Source organism: Myxococcus sp. SDU36, assembly GCF_030168875.1.
Lineage (GTDB): Bacteria > Myxococcota > Myxococcia > Myxococcales > Myxococcaceae > Myxococcus > Myxococcus vastator.
This window is the reverse complement of record NZ_CP077414.1, coordinates 7,720,618-7,733,653: the sequence shown is the minus strand read 5'-3', so window position 1 is coordinate 7,733,653 and position 13,036 is coordinate 7,720,618. Positions and strand designations below refer to the sequence as shown.

At 70.0% G+C, this 13,036-nt stretch carries 11 protein-coding genes; 8 read left to right on the top strand and 3 right to left on the bottom strand.

Features of this window, described 5'->3' with window-relative positions; translation table 11 throughout:
• The first annotated feature begins 274 nt into the window (after positions 1 to 274).
• Positions 275 to 1,327, top strand: coding sequence for a heparin lyase I family protein (locus tag KGD87_RS31600; RefSeq protein ID WP_284664665.1), 1,053 nt, complete (start codon positions 275 to 277; stop codon positions 1,325 to 1,327).
• Between the two features lie 62 nt (positions 1,328 to 1,389).
• Here the strand turns inward: KGD87_RS31600 and KGD87_RS31595 are convergent, their stop codons facing one another.
• Positions 1,390 to 1,938, bottom strand: a complete 549-nt coding sequence (locus KGD87_RS31595) for a MarR family winged helix-turn-helix transcriptional regulator (protein ID WP_284664664.1) — start codon at positions 1,936 to 1,938, stop codon at positions 1,390 to 1,392.
• Positions 1,939 to 2,040: 102 nt separating this feature from the next.
• On the opposite strand from KGD87_RS31595, the gene KGD87_RS31590 reads away from it, so the two are divergent.
• The 6 genes from KGD87_RS31590 to KGD87_RS31565 all read left to right on the top strand — a co-directional run bounded on the left by KGD87_RS31590 (position 2,041) and on the right by KGD87_RS31565 (position 9,678).
• Positions 2,041 to 2,274: a hypothetical protein gene (locus KGD87_RS31590; RefSeq protein ID WP_163783952.1), complete on the top strand. Its 234-nt coding sequence runs from the start codon at positions 2,041 to 2,043 to the stop codon at positions 2,272 to 2,274.
• A gap of 37 nt (positions 2,275 to 2,311) precedes the next feature.
• Positions 2,312 to 2,848, top strand: coding sequence for a metal-dependent hydrolase (locus KGD87_RS31585; RefSeq protein WP_284664663.1), 537 nt, complete (start codon positions 2,312 to 2,314; stop codon positions 2,846 to 2,848).
• A gap of 36 nt (positions 2,849 to 2,884) precedes the next feature.
• Positions 2,885 to 4,984, top strand: coding sequence for a mucoidy inhibitor MuiA family protein (locus KGD87_RS31580; RefSeq protein ID WP_284664662.1), 2,100 nt, complete (start codon positions 2,885 to 2,887; stop codon positions 4,982 to 4,984).
• Between the two features lie 18 nt (positions 4,985 to 5,002).
• Positions 5,003 to 6,556: a mucoidy inhibitor MuiA family protein gene (locus tag KGD87_RS31575; RefSeq protein ID WP_284664661.1), complete on the top strand. Its 1,554-nt coding sequence runs from the start codon at positions 5,003 to 5,005 to the stop codon at positions 6,554 to 6,556.
• A gap of 294 nt (positions 6,557 to 6,850) precedes the next feature.
• A complete protein-coding gene (locus KGD87_RS31570) occupies positions 6,851 to 8,329 on the top strand; it encodes a sensor histidine kinase (protein WP_163783950.1) in 1,479 nt (492 codons plus the stop codon).
• On the top strand, positions 8,311 to 9,678 hold the full coding sequence (locus tag KGD87_RS31565) for a sigma-54-dependent transcriptional regulator (protein WP_284664660.1): 1,368 nt from the start codon (positions 8,311 to 8,313) through the stop codon (positions 9,676 to 9,678). Before KGD87_RS31570 ends, KGD87_RS31565 begins: the two co-directional genes overlap by 19 nt.
• A gap of 4 nt (positions 9,679 to 9,682) precedes the next feature.
• Here KGD87_RS31565 and KGD87_RS31560 read toward each other — a convergent pair whose 3' ends face one another.
• Together KGD87_RS31560 and KGD87_RS31555 are read right to left on the bottom strand one after the other, a co-directional pair.
• Entirely contained in the window at positions 9,683 to 10,483 is an 801-nt protein-coding gene (locus KGD87_RS31560; protein WP_284664659.1) for a glutaminyl-peptide cyclotransferase, read from the bottom strand.
• Positions 10,484 to 10,643: 160 nt separating this feature from the next.
• A complete protein-coding gene (locus tag KGD87_RS31555; RefSeq protein WP_284664658.1) occupies positions 10,644 to 11,114 on the bottom strand; it encodes a response regulator in 471 nt (156 codons plus the stop codon).
• 414 nt (positions 11,115 to 11,528) lie between these two features.
• Here KGD87_RS31555 and KGD87_RS31550 point away from each other — a divergent pair, with 414 nt between their 5' ends.
• Positions 11,529 to 13,031, top strand: coding sequence for a Do family serine endopeptidase (locus KGD87_RS31550; RefSeq protein ID WP_284664657.1), 1,503 nt, complete (start codon positions 11,529 to 11,531; stop codon positions 13,029 to 13,031).
• The last annotated feature ends 5 nt before the right edge of the window (positions 13,032 to 13,036 follow it).

Here is a 13,036-nt window from a genome sequence, read left to right as displayed (position 1 = left end):
CTTCGCTGGGTCGTCAGACCGTGAACCAGGCGGCCTGACCTGGAGACGGCTTGCGCCGAAAACCTTGAGTGCAGGTCCTCCACGCATCCCTCCGGAATCACTGCCTCCTGGGTGAAAAAAGCCAGCATGACGACAGGGGCCCGCCCGTCAGGCAGCCCTCCACATGAGGCGGCGGACCCACGCCCTCCTGAGGGTTTTACGAGAGGGCACGAGCGGGAAGTAGCACGTCCGCCTGAGTGTCCCACTGCGCCAACCTGGAACGAAAGGACCTCGCTTGACGCAGCTGCTTCGACTCGCCGCCCTGGTGTCTCTGATTCCCTCGTTCGCCTCCGCGGACGTGGTGTGGAAAGGCGACTTCGAGACGGGCAACACCTCGCAGTGGACGCGCAGTCAGAGCGTCTCCAACAGCCGTCTCCAAGTGGTGACGGACGTGGTTCGCGAGGGCCGCTATGCGCTGAAGGCCACGGTGCGCCAGGGCGATGACCCCATCAACGCCAGCGGCAACCGCAATGAGCTGCTCTACATCAGCCAGGAGAAGGCGGACTCCACCTGGTACTACAAGTGGAGCACCCTCTTTCCCGCCGACTACCCGCTCGATGACAGCTGGCAGGTCTTCGCGCAGTGGCACCAGGAGGGCTGCTGCGGCTCGCCGCCGCTGGAGTTCTACGTGCGCGGCGAAGAGATGCACATGCGCGTGGGGGGCGTGAACGGCAAGGTCCTGTGGACGGCCCCGCTCAAGCGCGGTGACTGGAGCGACTTCGTGTTGCAGGTGAAGTGGTCGCCCGACGCGAAGAAGGGCTTTGTCCAGCTCTGGCACAATAACGAGGTCGTCGTGCCGAAGACCTCCGTCGCGACGCAGTTCGGCAAGGAGATGAACTACCTGAAGCTGGGCCTGTACCGCGACGACGCCATCCGTCCCGAGGCCAGCGTGTACCACGACGGGTTCACCATGGCCTCGACGCTGGAGGAGGTCATGCCGCCGCCGCCGACACCGGAGCCAGCCCCCGAGCCCCCCGCGCCGGAGCCCGCGCCTACCCTCCCCGCGCCGGAGCAGCCGGGTGAAGACACGCCGTCCGAGGAGCTCCCCGACGCGCCCATCGTCCAGACGCCCGACACGCGGCCGCAGACCCGCTGGGGCATCACCACCCCCGAGGACCTCCTCTCCGGGGAGCGTCCGCCGGGCGCCGATGGGGCGCAGGGTTGCAATGCCTCCGGCGGCGGAACGGCGGGTGTGCCCATCACCGCCGCCGCGGGCCTGCTCTCCTTCGCCGCGCTGTTCGCCCGCCGCCGCAAGCCCGCCCAGGCTCGCGCCCACGCGAAGCGCTGAGCGGCCTCGTCATCGCGGGGCGTGTCGGTGATACGGCAGGCCCCGCGCGGCGAGGTCGTGAGTCAGGGCTCCTTGAGCAGGGGGAGCCCCGAGATGACCTTCGCCAGCAAGGTCCGCAGCGTGGCGCGCTCCTCTTCGCTCAAGGGCGCCATCAGCGCGGCAATCCGCCGGTAGTGGTCCGGTAACACGCCTTCGATGAGCTGCCGGGCCTTGGGCGTGAGGCGCACCGTGTACATGCGGCGATCCCCCGGATGGTCCTCGCGGGAGATGAGGGCGTCCTTCTCCAGCGTGTCCAGCAACCCCGTCATCGTAGCTCGGCTGACGCCGGAGCTCTCCGCCAGGTCCGCGGGCGTGAGCCCACTCACGCGCTCCACGTCGTCGTCCTCGGTGGTGAGCAGCCGGACCAGCACCATGAAGCGCCCCATCGACAGGCCGTGACGGCCCAGGTGCGCGTCGTAGGCCCCCGACAAGTCGTGCGAAGCCCGCAGCAAGGTGATGCACGTCTCGATGGCGCTGGCGTCGAGCTCGGGGAAGCGCAGCGCCAGGCGCCGGAGCCGCTCGTAGCGCGGCATCGCCGCGGACGTCGGGGAAGTGGGAGGTCGAGTAGGCACGGCACCGGCCTCGTAAGGCTCCTAATGGTTTTAGGCAATCAGAAAGGGAGCGACCGTGCACCGCGGGCTGGCGCCTGCTGGCCCGGGCGTTATGAACGGACCGTGCTGGATGTGAAGGACGCGGCCGTGCAGGCGGCCCTGCGCCGCGCGTGCGAGGAGGTCGGCTTACCGGACTCGCTGCGGGGCTGCGTGTATCCCCTGCTGCGTGACCCGGAGGGTGAATGGCCGGGCTGCTGCGGTGGCGGCTGCCACCCGTGTGCCTCCTCCCTGGTGGACGTGGCGATGCGCACGCTGGAGCTGCTCGGCACACCCCGGCGAGCACCCGTGGTCGGGTGAGGTGAAGTGAGGCCGGTCAGCGGCATAGGCTGCGGACATGAATCCGATTGTCCATGCCGAGCTGGCCTGGCTCGCGGCGCAGGGGCTGCGTGAGCGCAGAGACCGCATCCTCGTCACTTGCGCGGGGCTGGCGCCGGACCTGGATGGGCTCACGCTGCTCGCGGGCGAGGCGGCCTACATCCGCTATCACCACGTCATCTTCCATGGCTACGTGGGCGCCATCGTCACGGCGGTGGCCTGCGCTGCGCTGGCGCGTGAGCGGCTGCGGGTGGCGGCATTGTCCCTGTTCGCCTTCCACCTGCACCTGCTCTGCGACCTCGCGGGCAGCGGCCCAGGCTGGCCCATCTACTACTACTGGCCCACGAGCATGCGGGAGTGGTTCTGGGAGGGGCAGTGGAACCTCGCCTCCTGGCAGAACGCGGTCATCGGGCTGGCCACCACGCTGCTGTGTCTGGCGTGCGCGCTGCGCTTCCGTCGAACCTTCGTGGAGGTGTTCTCCGCCCGGTGGGACGCGGAGGTCACGCGCACACTCCGCCGCCGGTTCCTCCGTGAGGATTTCGTGCGGGAACCATGACGTGATTGTCCATGCGTCCGTCGCCAGCATGGACGCATGCTCATCCTCGGACTCGGGTTGATGGCCGTGGGCGTGCTGGGGGCGACGCTCGACGCCCCCGTCACGTCAGTCACGGTCTACAGCGACCAGGCGCAGGTGGTTCGCTCTGGCAGTCTCACGGTGTCTGGGATGCAGCGGGTGACGTTTCCCCGGCTGCCCAAGAACGTGGATACGGACTCCATTCGCGTCGAAGCCGTGGGGGCGGAGGTGTCCCACGTCGACGTGCGCGTCGTAAAGGGAGAGGCATTTTCCCATGACGAAGCCCTGAAGCTCATCACGAGGATGGAAGGCATCGACGTCGCGCTCGCGCGCATCGCCGCGGAACGAGACGTCTACCACGCACAGGTGGAAGCGCTCCGGCGCGTTCGCCCGTCTGTGCAGTCCGACAGCGAAGCCACTCGGGCCAAGACTCCGCCCACCGCCTGGAACGCCGCTGTGTCCTTCCTCGTGGACAACGTGGCCCAGATGGAAGCCCGGATGCGCGAGTTGGAGACGCAATCCGAGACGCTCAAGAAGGAACAGCAGCAACACCAGGAGCGCGCCGCGACGCTAGGCAAGACATATGGCGAACCCGGTGTCGCGGTGGCCGTCACGCTCACGGGAAAGGGCTCCACCCAGGTGGCATTGACGTACCTCACCACTGGCGCCCGCTGGTATCCCCACTATGAGCTACAGCTCGAGCCTGAGACGCAGCGGATGCAGATGGCGTTCTACGGCCGCGTCAGCCAGGAGACGGGCGAGGACTGGGAGGGCGCCCGCCTCGCCCTCAGCACGGCCCTACCCGCCAACGCCACCGAGCTGCCGAAGCTGAGCATCTGGAAGCTGGGCGCCCGCGAGCGATTCATCCCCATGCCCAGGCCCCACGAGGAGACCATCCACCCCGCGCCGACCGCTCCAGGCGTTCGGGCCCAGACCACGGCCCCGTCGGACCAGGCGCTGCGCGCGCAGTTGCTACGACTGGCTGGAAACCGGGCCCAGGTCCAACCCGAGCCGCAGCCTCCTCTCCCTCCCGGGCAACGCAAGGAAAGGGGTCGGGGCAACATCCAGGGAACCATCATCGACGCTCAGTCCCGAAAGGCGCTCGCTGACGTGGTCGTCACCGCGACCACCTCCTCTCATCCGAGGGAACACGTGGCAGTAGCAAACGCCAAGGGTGAGTACCACCTCCCCCGTCTCCCGGCGGACCTCTACACCTTGCGGTTTGAGCGTGAGGGGAGCAAGCCCTACTCCCGCAGCCAGATTCAACTCCGCCCGTCCCGCACCATCCGCGTCAATGTGGAACTGCTTCCCGACTCCTGGAAGGAGCAGCTCGAAATCGCTGGTCGCCCGCCCTTCATCGACGTCGGCTCCACGACCATGGGCGTCAACAGCGACCAGGAGTTCATCCAACGGCTCGATGAAATCAGACCACAGTTCGTGGGTCTGAACCCGCCGCCGGGCCGGCGCCCCTCAGCCTTCGCCTCGGAGTCTCCGGTCGCCCTCGCGGGAGGATACAGTCTCACCTTCACCTCGCAGCACCGGGAGACCCTTCTCAGTGGAAGAGGGGAACGCAGCCTCCCGCTTCGCTCGGAGTCATGGCCCGTGCAGGTGGAGCGCAAGGTGTTTCCCGCGCTCTCGCCGGACGCGTACCTCGTCGCCACACTGCAAGGCCCGTCCCAGAGTGTACTCCCCGGAGGCGATGCCTCGCTCTTCGTGGGCGCCGACCCGTCCGGCACCGCGACGCTGGCGACCCTCATCCCTGGTGAGTCCTTCTCCCTGCCACTGGGCATCGACCGCGCGGTACGCAGCGCCCGGAACGTGCGGCTCGTCGAGGCAGAGGAGGGCTTCCTCTCCAAGGAAGAGGTGAGCACTTATGATGTCACCATCGAGGTCCCCAATCCGTATCCATTCCCCCTTGCCGTGAGCGTAGTGGACCAACTCCCGCTCAACACCGATGGCAAGGTGGATGTCGAACTGGTGCGTGCTGCCCCCACCGCCCAGCCCGACAAGGAAACGGGGAAGCTCCAGTGGGACCTGCTGGTGCCACCGTCGGGCAAGTCCGCCGTCTCCTTTCAATACACCCTGCGCCGCCCCAAGGGCTGGCGTCTGCACCAGTGAGAGTCCGAGGCCCAAACCATGCCCGCCCTACCCCTGACGCTGTGGGCGCTCGTCGCGTCCGCCAAGGTGTCCACTGTCGTGGTGTACCCGGACCGTGCACAGGTCACGCGCGAAGAGACCGTGACGTGTACAGGTCCCACCCGTGCCAGATTCGTCGCCGTCCCGCTCGCCGCCGCGGCCGACAGCCTCCGGGCCCGTGCCGCAGGCGCCACCGTCGAAGGGCTCATCAGCGAGGAACACACGCGCGAGAATGCCCATCGCGAAGAACGAACGCGGCTGGAGACGCGCCGGGCCACACTGCTACGGGAGCAGGCCAGCCTGCGTGACGCGGCGGACCTTCGCGCGCTCGCGAAAGGCTACACGGAAGTCGCCGTGTACCGCGTCACCCATGCGGTGACAGACGCGAAGCCCGACACCCGCGCCTGGGCGACCGCCTTCGACTCGGCCATGGCCGTGCGGCGCCGCGCGATGGCCGAGGACCTGGACGTCATGGCCAGACGGCACGTGCTGGAGAAACAGCTCGCCGAGGTGGACACTGAACTGGAGAACCTCCGAACCGCCTCTGAACAACGGGAGCGCCACGTGGAGGTGCGCCTCTCCTGTCCCGAGGGCACCCGCGCTCGCGTGGCGCTGACGTACCTGGTGGGTGGCGTCAACTGGACGCCTTCCTACGAGGCTCGCGCGAACGAAAGTACCCGGACGCTGGAGTTGACGACGCTGGCCACGGTGCGCCAGGCCACCGGTGAGGATTGGTCGGAGGCAAAGCTGGTGCTCTCCACGGCGCAGCCACAACGGGACGCGACGCTTCCGGTCATCCAGCCCCTGACCGTGTTCGCGGAGGAACGGGCGAAGGAGCGCCGGGTGTTGCTGAGCCGCGACGAGCAGCCACAGCACGCCCATGCAGGGGGGCCCCACACCACCGCGAGTTCGAAGGGACTCGAAGCCGTACCGCAGGGCCTGTCCGTGCAACTGGTGGCGTCGACCCCCGTGAGCATCCCTGGCGATGACAGCGCCGTGCGCGTGCAGGTTGCGCAGACCCGCCTCAAGGCCGCTTTCACCTGGCGCGCCATCCCCAAGCTGCACCCCGTCGTCTTCCGCGTGGCCCGCTTGAACAACGCCGCCGCGTTCCCGCTGCTGCCCGGCGACGTGGACCTCTACCGGGGGACAGGCTTCATCGGGCGACAGTCACTGGAGCACGTGGCGCAAGGCGCCCCCTTCGAGCTGACCTTCGGCGTGGAGGAAGGCCTGCGCGTGGAGCGCCGCGTGGTGGAGGAACTCCAGCGCCCCACGGGCCTGTTCAAGGACACGCAGCGCTTCCGCTACGCCTACCAGTTCACGCTGAACAACCTCCGCGCGCAGCCCGAGGAAGTGGAGCTCTCCGACCACTTCCCCGTGTCCGAGCTGGAGGACGTGAAGGTGGCCCTGGAGCCCGAGACAACCGCCGGCTACACACTCCAGCCCAGCGACGGCATCGCGACCTGGAAGGTGCAGCTGGCCCCGGGCGAGAAACGCACCCTGGACTTCGCCTTCCACGTCGACGCCCCGTCCCGCTACGAAACGAAGGGGCTCTGACGGCCTGCCCCGGGGCATCCTGCCCCTCACCGGGGCAATCTGCCCCGCCCAAGGTGGGACACGGCACACGCGCCCCCGAGTGACACAGCGCAAGACATCCGTTGGCACAGCGGATGCTTCGCGTGAGCCCAAGGAAGCAAGGCCCGCCCGTCCCGACAGCTGGCGAGGGCCCGTGCGGCAAACGCCGCCTTCCTTGTTGCGGCACTCGCGGTACGTTGTGAGAACCCACCTCCGGTCCGTGCGCTCCCTCCCCCTCGAAACGCACGGACCGGAGCAGCCTCTTTCGAACCGCCCGTGAGACTCGCCCGCAAGTTCACCCTCGCCCTCGTCCTGCTCGCTATCGCCGTCATGGCGGGCTTGCAGTACGTCCAGGTCCGCCGCGAGCTCGAGCGCTCGGCCATGGACATGCAGCATGACCACCGGTTGCTCGGCCACACGCTCGCTGGCTCCATCGGCAAGGCGTGGCAGCTCGCCGGGGAGCGCGAGGCGCTCACGCTGCTCCAGCAGGCCAACCGCTTCCAGGAGCAGGTCCACCTGCGCTGGGTGTGGCTGGATGGCGGCCCCGGCACTCCGGCCCTCACCGGCTTCCCGCCGCGCCTGCTGACGTCCCTGCTCCAGGGCAAGGACGGCTCCATGGTGGACCCCGCCGTGGACCCGGGCCTGCTGCATTCGTACACGCCGGTGCTCATTGGCAACCGGCTGGGCGCCATCGAAATCACCGAGTCGCTGGGCGAACAGCAGAAATACGTCAACACCGTGGTCATGGGCACCTTCGCCGCCACCGCCGCCATGGCCCTTGGCTTCATCGTGGCCGCCATGGCCATGGGCCGCCGGCTGGTGGGCGAGCCGGTGGACCAGCTCGTGTCCCTGGCCCACCGCATTGGCCAGGGCGACCTCACCGCCCGCGTGCCGCTCCCGCAGCGCCGCGGCGACGAGCTCACCACGCTGGCCGGCGCCATGAACCGCATGGGCGAACAACTGGAGGAGACGCGCTCGCGCCTCGCCACGGAGACGGCCGCGCGCCTGTCCGCCGTGGACCACCTGCGTCACGCGGACCGGCTCACCACCGTGGGCAAGCTGGCCTCCGGCGTGGCGCATGAGCTGGGCACCCCGCTCAACGTCGTCATGGGCCGGGCGAAGATGATCTCCTCAGGCGAGGCGGAGGGCGAGGAGGTGGGCGAGTGCGCGCAAATCATCTCGCAGCAGGCCCAGCACATGACGGCCATCATCCGCCAGCTCCTCGACTTCGCGCGGCGGAGGAAGCCGCACCGCGCGCCGGAAGATGTGCAGGGCCTGGTCGAACGCACCCTGTCGCTGCTGCGCTCCATGGCGGCGCGAAGCAGCGTCACGCTGGAGACGGACATCCCCGCGGGGCTCACGGTGGAGGTGGACGCGGGCCAGGTGCAGCAGGTGCTCACGAACCTGGTGATGAACGGCGTGCAGGCCATGAAGCAGCCGGGCACGGTGCGCGTCAGCGCGGCCCACACCCGGAGCACCCCGCCCCCGGACGTGGGCGGGCCCGAGGCGGACTTCGTGCGCCTGGACGTGGAGGACCAGGGCCAGGGCATCCCCGAGGACGTGCTGTCCCACGTCTTCGAGCCCTTCTTCACCACCAAGGACGTGGGCGAGGGCACCGGGCTGGGCCTGTCTGTCTCCTATGGGCTCATGCTGGAGCATGGCGGCTGGATTGCCGTGCGCAGCGAGCCCGGACGCGGTAGCTGCTTCTCCATCTACCTGCCAAGGGGTGAGGACACATGCCAGGCCGCGTCCTAGTCGTCGAGGACGAGCGCGAGATGCGCGCGATGTTGGAGAAGGGGCTCACGCGCCGAGGCTTCACGCCCGTGGCGCTCCCGTCCGCGGACGAGGCCCTGGTGCGGCTGGCCGCCGAGGACTTCGACGTGGTGCTCACGGACCTGCGCATGCCCGGCATGGACGGCCTGGCGCTGTGCGAGCGCATCGCCCTCAACCGCCCGGACATCCCCGTGGTGGTGGTGACGGCCTTCGGCAGCCTGGAGACGGCGGTGGCCGCCATCCGCGCCGGCGCTTACGACTTCGTCACCAAGCCCATCGACGTGGACGCGCTGGTGCTGGTGCTGGAGCGCGCCGTGCAGCACCGCGCCCTGCGCGAAGAGGTGCGCAGGCTGCGCCAGGAGCTGGGCCGGCGCGAGGACAGCGGCACCGTGGTGGGTGAGAGCCCCCCCATGAAGCAGGCCTACGCGCTCATCGACCGCGTGGCGGACCTGGACTCCACGGTGCTGATTACCGGCGAGAGCGGCACCGGCAAGGAGGTGGCGGCCCGGGCCGTCCACACGCGCGGGCGCCGCAAGGAGGGGCCCTTCGTCGCCATCAACTGCGCGGCCATGCCGGAGGCCCTGCTGGAGAGCGAGCTGTTCGGCCACGCCAAGGGCGCCTTCACCGACGCCAAGGCCGCGCGCACCGGCCTGTTCGTCCAGGCCAACGGCGGCACCCTCTTCCTGGACGAGGTGGGCGAGCTGCCCCTCCCCCTCCAGCCCAAGCTGCTGCGCGCCCTGCAGGAGCGCACGGTGCGGCCGGTGGGCGGCGACACCGAGGTCCCCTTCGACGCGCGCATCGTCGCCGCCACCAACCGGGATTTGGAGCTGGCCGTGGAGGAGGACCGCTTCCGCGAGGACCTCTACTACCGGCTCAACGTCATCGGCGTGGAGCTGCCGCCGCTGCGCGCGCGCGGCAACGACGTGCTGGCCTTGTCCCAGCGCTTCATCGAGCAGTTCGCCTCGCGCACCGGGAAGCGCGTGCTGGGCCCGTCCCCCGCGGCGGCCCAGCGGCTGCTGGCCTACGGCTGGCCGGGCAACGTGCGCGAGCTGCAGAACTGCCTGGAGCGCGCCGTGGCGCTCACCTCCTTCGAGGAACTCACCGTGGACGACCTGCCCGAGCGCGTCCGCAACTACAGCCAGCCGCGGGTGGTGCCGGAGACGCAGGACGCGTCGGAGCTGGTGACGCTGGAGGAGCTGGAGCGGCGCTACATCCACCGCGTGCTGGAGGCGGTGGGCGGCAGCCGCACGCTGGCGGCGCGCATCCTCGGGGTGGACCGCAAGACGCTGTACCGCAAGCTGGAGCGCGACGACGGCACCCGCAAGGGCTGACGTCTCAGTCCACCTCGTCCAGGCGCACCTCGAAGATGCGGGGCCACAGCTTGCCCGTCATGAAGATGCGGCCCGAGCCCGGCTCCACGGCGATGCCATTGAGCACCGCCTCGGGGCTGGTCACCTGCCCCGCCACCGCGCGCGTCAGCGCCGACGCGTCGATGACGCCCACCACCGTCCCCGTGGCGGGGTCGATTTCCAGCACGTCCGAGCTGTGCCAGATGTTGGCGTAGATGACGCCGTTGGCGCACTCCAGCTCGTTGATGAGCTCCACGGGCTGGCCGCGCAGCTTCACCTGCACCGCGCCCACCAGGGCGAAGCCGTCGGGCTCGTGGAAGGTGAGCATGGTGCCGCCATCACTGCGCACCAGCTTCCCGTCCCAGTAGCAGAGGCCCCAGCCGTCCCCCGCGTAGCGCGTGGTCCGCTCGCGCCGCGGAGGCAGGCCGCTCCAGGTGAAGAGCAGGCCTTCGGTCCAGGTGAGCTGGTACAGGCGCTCGCCGTCGCTGGCCAGGCCCTCCGCGAAGATGTTCCCCAGCCGCTCCATCCACACCGGCTGCGCGCTCTCCAGCGACAACTGCCGCAGCGTCCCCTGGTGCCCCGTGCTCTCGAAGAGGTGCCCCTGGTGGAACACCAGTCCCTGGGTGAAGGCATTCGTCGCGTGCGGATACTCACGGATGATGTGCGCCACGCGCCGCACGGGCTCCTGCACGCCGCCTCCCGCATCCGGCACCGGCCGGTTCGTGGGGCTGCAATGGCACGCCGCGCCCAGCGCGAGCAATGACAGCAGCCAGGTTGGACTCCGCATGAGACGCCTCGAGTGAAGCGGCTCGTGCGACGCCGACCGCCCCGCGCGAGCCTGGACCCAGGTCCGTCAGGGTGCAAGCACCCGCACCACCGCGTCCATCGGATTCAACGGCGGGCCCGCGACACCGGGTGAACAGTCCGGGCACGCGCGCCGTGAAGGCTCAGCGCGGAGGCGGCACCAGCGTCTCCACCGCCTCACACAAGTCCTCCATGGCGAAGGGCTTGTTGAGCACACGCGCCGCGCCGAGCAGCTCCGCTTCCTGGTGGAGCTGCGCATCCCCGAAGGCGGTGATGAGGATGACGGGCGTCGTCCAGCCCTCGCGGCGCAGGCGGGCCAGCACCTCGATGCCCGAGAAGCCGGGCATGCGCACGTCGGTGACGATGAGGTCGGGCACCTGCGTCTGCTGCGCGAGCAGTCCGTCCACCAGGGCCTTGACGAGCCCCGGCCCGTCCGGAGCTTCCACGACGTCATACCCGCGCCGGGACAACGCCCGCCGCAGCAGGCAGCGCATCTCTGGCTGGTCCTCCCCCAGGAGGATGCGCGGAGCGCTGCGACGCGCCACCCACTCACGCGTCGACCGCGGCCACTCCCGAACCTCATCGCTGACCGCCGTGAATTCGTCTGGCCCCATCAATCGTTGCTCCTTGGGTGTGGTGGGCACGCCCGGCACCTGGGCCCCTTCCTCGCTTGGGGACGGGGCGGCGCCGGGCGCCCCACGCATGAGCATCCCCCGTGCCACGCCGGGGCCCCTGGGGCGGGGCACGTTGCCTCGGGGAGAAATGCCCCACGCCGGGGCAGTTTGCCCCAGAACGACGAGACACCCGGGGCATCCCAAGAGCGAGGCGCGTTGGCCCGCCAACTGCAATGCCTCTCAGCATCGGTTCGGGCGCGGGGCTCACACAAGAAACCCCATGGCGATGACCGCAGCTGACGTCGGGGGACAGTCAGCCGCAGGGCATCACCTTCCACCCCTCCAAGGTGGGACCCTTCTCGCGCAGGCCCCTCGCCTGAACCGGCATTTTCCCTCTTGATTGGAGAACGAACGATGGCCTGCTCGCTCCCGTCCCGCCGCTTCCTCAGTGCACTGGTCCTTCTTCCCGCCGCCACGCTCGGCGCCTGCGGCCAGGCCATTGGCTCCGCGTCCGCGGCGTCGCCCGCTCCCACCGCCCAGGTCGCCGCCGCTGCTCCGGCGCAGGCGGCGCCACCCATCCAGCGGGCGCTCTTCAATCCGGCCGTGGCCGGAAGCCAGGGCGGCATCACCTCGCTGGCGCCGCTGGTGGAGGCGGTGAAGGGCGCGGTGGTCAACGTGGAGGTGCGCGCGCGGCCCCGCAGGTCCGCCGCCATGCAGCGCCTGCCGCCCGGCATGGCGGAGCGCTTCGGCCTGCCGCCCGGCTTCGGCGGCGAGGGCAACGGCCCGGCGCGACAGGGCGCGGGCTCCGGCTTCATCATCGACGCCGCGGGCATCGTCCTCACCAACAACCACGTGGTGGAGGACGCCGACCAGGTGCGCGTGAAGCTGGATGACGGGCGGGCCTTCGACGCGGAGGTGATGGGGCGCGACCCTCTCACCGACGTGGCCCTGCTGAAGCTGAAGGAGGCGCCGGGCAACCTGCCGGCGGTGCCGCTGGGGGACTCGGACGCGCTGCGCGTGGGCGACGCCGTCATGGCCATTGGCAACCCCTTCGGCCTGGCGTCCAGCGTGAGCGCGGGCATCCTGTCCGCGCGGGCCCGCGACATCCAGGCGGGCCCCTATGACGACTTCCTCCAGACGGACGCCGCCATCAACCCCGGCAACTCCGGCGGGCCGCTCTTCAACATGAAGGGTGAGGTGGTGGGCATGAACACCGCCATCGTCGGCGGCGCGACGGGCATTGGCTTCGCGGTGCCCAGCAAGCTCATCCAGGCGCTGCTGCCGCAGCTCAAGGAGACGGGCGTGGTGCGCCGCGGCTGGCTGGGCCTGGCCGTGCAGGACCTCACGCCGGACCTGGCGCGGGCGCTGGGCCTGGAAGCGATGAAGGGCGCGGTGGTGGCGGGCGTCAACCGCGGCAGCCCGGGCGAGCGCGCCGGCCTGCGCGAGGAGGACGTCATCACCTCCGTCAATGGCAAGCCGGTGGAGTCCGCGGGCGGGCTGACGCGCGCCGTGGCCCTGCTCCAGCCCGACAGCCGCGTGAAGGTGGACCTGCTGCGCGGTGGCAAGACGCAGTCGCTGGACGTCACCCTGGGCACGCGGCCCGCGCTGAATGGCGAGCAAGAGGTGCTTCCGCGCAACGCGTCCGCCTCCGCGCCCAGGCGGCTGGGCGTGCAGCTGTCGGACACGCGGGACGGCGGCGCGCAGGTGGTGGCCGTGGAGCCGGGCAGCCCCGCCGAGCGCGGGGGGCTGGTGCCGGGCATGGTGCTGGTCCAGGTCGGCGACCAGAAAATCGCCAGCGCGTCGGACGCCGCCCAGGCGCTGACGTCCGCGAAGCCCGGCGACGCGCTGCTCCTGCGCGTGCGCATGCCGGGCTCGGACTCCACGCTGCTGCGCGCGGTGGAAGTCCCGGAACGCTGAACACG

Excerpts from the sequence above, each read along its gene's own strand:
- KGD87_RS31585 (WP_284664663.1), top strand. The coding sequence starts at position 2,312 with ATGAATCCGATTGTCCATGCCGAGCTGGCCTGGCTCGCGGCGCAGGGG.
- KGD87_RS31580 (WP_284664662.1), top strand. The coding sequence starts at position 2,885 with ATGCTCATCCTCGGACTCGGGTTGATGGCCGTGGGCGTGCTGGGGGCG.
- KGD87_RS31575 (WP_284664661.1), top strand. The coding sequence starts at position 5,003 with ATGCCCGCCCTACCCCTGACGCTGTGGGCGCTCGTCGCGTCCGCCAAG.
- KGD87_RS31565 (WP_284664660.1), top strand. The coding sequence starts at position 8,311 with ATGCCAGGCCGCGTCCTAGTCGTCGAGGACGAGCGCGAGATGCGCGCG.
- KGD87_RS31560 (WP_284664659.1), bottom strand. The coding sequence starts at position 10,483 with ATGCGGAGTCCAACCTGGCTGCTGTCATTGCTCGCGCTGGGCGCGGCG.
- KGD87_RS31555 (WP_284664658.1), bottom strand. The coding sequence starts at position 11,114 with ATGGGGCCAGACGAATTCACGGCGGTCAGCGATGAGGTTCGGGAGTGG.
- KGD87_RS31550 (WP_284664657.1), top strand. The coding sequence starts at position 11,529 with ATGGCCTGCTCGCTCCCGTCCCGCCGCTTCCTCAGTGCACTGGTCCTT.